The organism is Peribacillus sp. CSMR9 (assembly GCF_033141925.1).
Lineage (GTDB): Bacteria > Bacillota > Bacilli > Bacillales > DSM-1321 > Peribacillus > Peribacillus simplex_A.
The window spans coordinates 1-3,900 of record NZ_JAOPHO010000133.1 but is presented as its reverse complement, the minus strand read 5'-3'; the positions used below and the strand labels follow the sequence as shown (position 1 = coordinate 3,900).

4 protein-coding genes are annotated in these 3,900 nt (G+C 30.4%); all 4 read left to right on the top strand.

Annotation, left to right across the window (positions count from 1 at the left end; translation table 11 throughout):
- The first annotated feature begins 333 nt into the window (after window positions 1–333).
- Window positions 334–963: an HAD-IA family hydrolase gene (locus tag N9I19_RS24070; protein WP_317779232.1), complete on the top strand. Its 630-nt coding sequence runs from the start codon at window positions 334–336 to the stop codon at window positions 961–963.
- A gap of 3 nt (window positions 964–966) precedes the next feature.
- The gene (locus N9I19_RS24065) at window positions 967–2,352 is read left to right on the top strand and encodes an ATP-binding protein (RefSeq protein WP_317779231.1); all 1,386 of its coding nucleotides are present in this window, start codon (window positions 967–969) and stop codon (window positions 2,350–2,352) included.
- 31 nt (window positions 2,353–2,383) lie between these two features.
- A complete protein-coding gene (locus N9I19_RS24060) occupies window positions 2,384–2,974 on the top strand; it encodes a response regulator (RefSeq protein ID WP_317779230.1) in 591 nt (196 codons plus the stop codon).
- Window positions 2,975–3,271: 297 nt separating this feature from the next.
- Window positions 3,272–3,595, top strand: a complete 324-nt coding sequence (locus N9I19_RS24055; RefSeq protein WP_317779229.1) for a hypothetical protein — start codon at window positions 3,272–3,274, stop codon at window positions 3,593–3,595.
- Window positions 3,596–3,900 lie beyond the last annotated feature (305 nt).

The window sequence follows — 3,900 nt, the reverse complement described above, 5'->3', positions numbered from 1 at the left end:
CAATGCCATTAACATTAACCTTAAGATTAATATTAATGTTAATATTAAGTTATTAATTAACTGAATTAGTAACTTAACCTTGATAAATGAAAAAATAAAATAGAAAGAGCATGTTTTGAAAAAGAATAATCAATACATGCCCTTATAATATTTAATTAGATTATTTTTATAAAAAGATTGATCCATTTTTGTGAGCTTTCCTCCATTAAAGCAACCGATGCGGAAGTTCGTTGTTAAAAGAAATACACCCTTTGGTATAATAGATATGGCTGCAACTTCTTTTGTTTAATAAGCTTATTCTACAACTCACAAATAAACTCCAAGGAGAATGATATGTCCAAGGTTATACTTTTCAATTTTAATGGAACAATTGTAAATACAAAATCTTTGGCAATTGATATTTTTAATGAAATAGCCGAAAGGCGTGGTTATAAAAAAATCAACAATAAAGATATTCATTATTTAAGCACATTATCAATACGTGATAGGTGTAAAAGACTTGATGTACCCATTTATCAAATGCCTTGGGTTGGCTTGCAAATAAAGCAAATGTATCAACAATACATTCCTAATTTAAAATCTGTAGACGCCATAAGTGAGGTGATTCACGAATTAAAACAAATGGGGTTCCGTTTAGGGTTTTTGACAACCAATTCCCGTGTTGTAACTACCCAGTTTTTAATAAATAATTCAATTAATATTTTTGATTATACTCATTATTCGTTTAATCCTTTTTCTAAAGCAAAAGACATTTCTTCTTTTCTTAAAAGTAATGGATTAAACCGCAATGAAGTCATCTATATAGGCGACGAATTAAGAGATATTAAAGCTGCTAAAAAGAATCAACTTTGTTGTATAGCAACATCTTGGGGCTACGATTCTATTGAACTCTTAAACGAAGGACATGCAGACTATATTGCACAACAGCCGAAAGACATTTTAAACATTGTTTCGAGTTTGTGACCTATGTTATTTATTTTCGTTTTTAATTTGTTATTTTCTATCATCTTATTCGTTAGTCAACCTAAAGAAAATGAAGCTAATCGCTGGATGATTGCATTCGCTATGTCTGCTGGCATAGGTGCGCTATCAGAATCATTAGTGAGTGACATTATACCGACGCTACAAAAAATGGGAATAATATTTATATTACCTTTTCTTTTTCAGGTGCATATTTATTTTCAATTTCTAAGTGAAGTTATTTCTCCTTATGCGATCCTTATGTACTCGATTGTATATTCAAAAATAGTCATGGTTGAGATTAAGAGAAAGTTATCGTACATTCTGACAATACCAATAGTTGTTATGGTATTCGTTACCGATTTTTATCCAGACATTGCAATTAATTTTCGAGTATTGTTAGTATGGGCTGCCCCGTATTTCTTAATTGCAAGTTACATAATGTTCTACACCTTTCGTAGTGAAATAAACATGTATCAAAAACAGAGTAAGTTTAGAGTATTTATTGTATTGGTTCCTGCTTGGTTAGGTGTCTTTCTTTTTAATTACGTTTTTCGAGCAATCAACCCACACACAGAATTATTTCGCTTTGTCCCAACATTTTTTTTCATAGCCTATATGTTTTTTGTTACCTATATTTTTCTACATGGTGCTTTCGGAATCAAGGTCAAAATAGAACAACAACACATATTAGACAAGTCGATGCAGATTATGAGTGGAGGAACAGCAATTTTAAACCACACGATTAAGAACGAAGTTAGTAAAATTAAATTTTTCTTCAATATCGCTAAAGATTCAATTGAAAAAAAAGACTTGAATGAAGCTAAAAACTCAATTGAATCCGTTTTTTCTGCAATTGAAGGTATTGATAATATGGTCGATAGAATTAGGTCAAAAACGGAAGAAATTGTTCTTAAAGAAACAAGTGTTCAGTTAGAGGAACTTATTAGAGATTGTATCGATAAAATACAACCTATTTGCAATTCAAAGGGTATTGAAATAAAGACTCAGTTAAAAGCTGATGTTACGTTACATTGTGACAATGTTCTGTTAGCAGAAGCAATTAACAATATTTTAAATAATGCTATGGAAGCTATTATTGTTCCAAAAGGTCAGATACTTGTTCAATTGTTTAAGATAAAAAATGGAATAAGTATTGAGGTAAGCGATAATGGTATCGGAATCCCTAAACAAGAAATGAAACGAATCATGGAACCGTTCTTTTCAACAAAGAAAAAAATAAAAAATCATGGATTAGGACTAAGTTTTTGCTATAAAGCAATTCGAGCGCATGATGGTGAGATATTTGTTCATAGTGAAAAGGACAAAGGGACTTCTGTCATTATTCAGTTTCCTAAATCTCGAATAAATCCAACAAAACTGGACGCTTAAATAAGCCTATAGTTTTGAAATGGAGGATAAAATGGAAGACAACAAGAATATAAAAGTGGTATTAGTAGAAGATGACCCTTTTTGGCAGAAAAATATTTCCAAGTATATTAAAAAAGAGGCAGATAATATCGATGTAGTTGACGTTGTTGTATGTAAGGATGAAATGTTAGAAGTTTTAAAAAAGGAACCTGAAATAGATGTTGTATTAATAGATATTAATCTGACTAGAGCTAATTTAGATGGAATTGAGATTATAGAAATATTAAGCAATCAGGGAATTAAAACAATTGCCCTTACTTCGATTGTTGATGAGGAAGTCATTATAAATTCCTTTGAATCTGGAGCAATCAATTATATAAACAAGTCCAGTATATTTGACATCATATCAGCTATACAGGAAGCTGTTGAAGGTAGAAACCGAATACATTCCGATGCTTCACAAGCCTTACTATCCAAAATAAAGGAAGAAAAGAAAATACGGTTACTTACCTCTTCGGAACAAGAAATTTATACTCTTCAACAAAAAGGGTATAGCAGAAAGAAGATTGCTGAAACGCTTTTTAAATCTGTAGAAACGGTAAAAAAACAAATTCAATCCATTAAAAAAAAATTAAATGCTTAATAATTTGGCTCCTCAAAATAGGGAGCTATTTTTTTATACTTAATTTGCTATGAACGTGATCTTTATTATTCTACATGGTAACAGAAAGATAAGTATAGCGTTAATCTAAAATTCAAACGCAAATTATAACATATCGGTTTTTATTAGGGGAGGGTTATTTTTTTAACCCTCCCTAACTTTTGTGAAATCTTGTATTATTGAGACAATTATTAAATATTCATTTTCAACTGAAGTTCTTGCTACATAAAATAATTTCCGATTAGTTAGTTATTCATACGAATAAAGGAGGGTTTGTAAATGAGTAATCAAATGTCTGTACAGTTTCAGAGAGTTATAAATTTTAACGTGAAAGGTGAGAGTGTTTCTGATTATTGGTGTGTAAATATAGAGGATGACAATAGAAATCATTCATTTTTTTATGAGAATTTTGAGGATATTATTGAGGATTGGAAAGAAGAACAAGTTATTGAAAGTTTGAAGAAGTTTGAAATCCTAGAGGATTTTATAGAGGGTTTAGGCTATCAAAAAGGTTTTTATTATCCTTCTGAATCTAATATAAGTTCTTGGATAGAAATACAAACTTCAAACAAGCAAAACGAATCATTTAGACTATCCTCTTAATTAAGCCCGCTTAAAATTTACAATTGGAGAAAAAACACATGATATGACTTTGCTGAATTCTTCACTCTGGATGACACGAAAAACCTACTGCCATTGGTTTTCGTATCCTTAACCGACTCTTTGTTCGCAGCAAAGGGGTCTTTTTCATGTCTCTTAATAGTTTTCAATAAAATCTTGAACGAAATGAATATAATCATCATCCCAAAATTCACTTTGTATTTTTTTACCTCCTTCAAATTTATGTTGCCACTCATAGTGAACTTTCATATAATAATCACGATACTTTCCGTGAACATAATACAGTG

Bases quoted from the DNA above. Each gene is read 5' to 3' on its own strand.
- N9I19_RS24055 (WP_317779229.1), top strand. From the start codon at position 3,272: ATGAGTAATCAAATGTCTGTACAGTTTCAGAGAGTTATAAATTTTAAC.
- N9I19_RS24060 (WP_317779230.1), top strand. From the start codon at position 2,384: ATGGAAGACAACAAGAATATAAAAGTGGTATTAGTAGAAGATGACCCT.
- N9I19_RS24065 (WP_317779231.1), top strand. From the start codon at position 967: ATGTTATTTATTTTCGTTTTTAATTTGTTATTTTCTATCATCTTATTC.
- N9I19_RS24070 (WP_317779232.1), top strand. From the start codon at position 334: ATGTCCAAGGTTATACTTTTCAATTTTAATGGAACAATTGTAAATACA.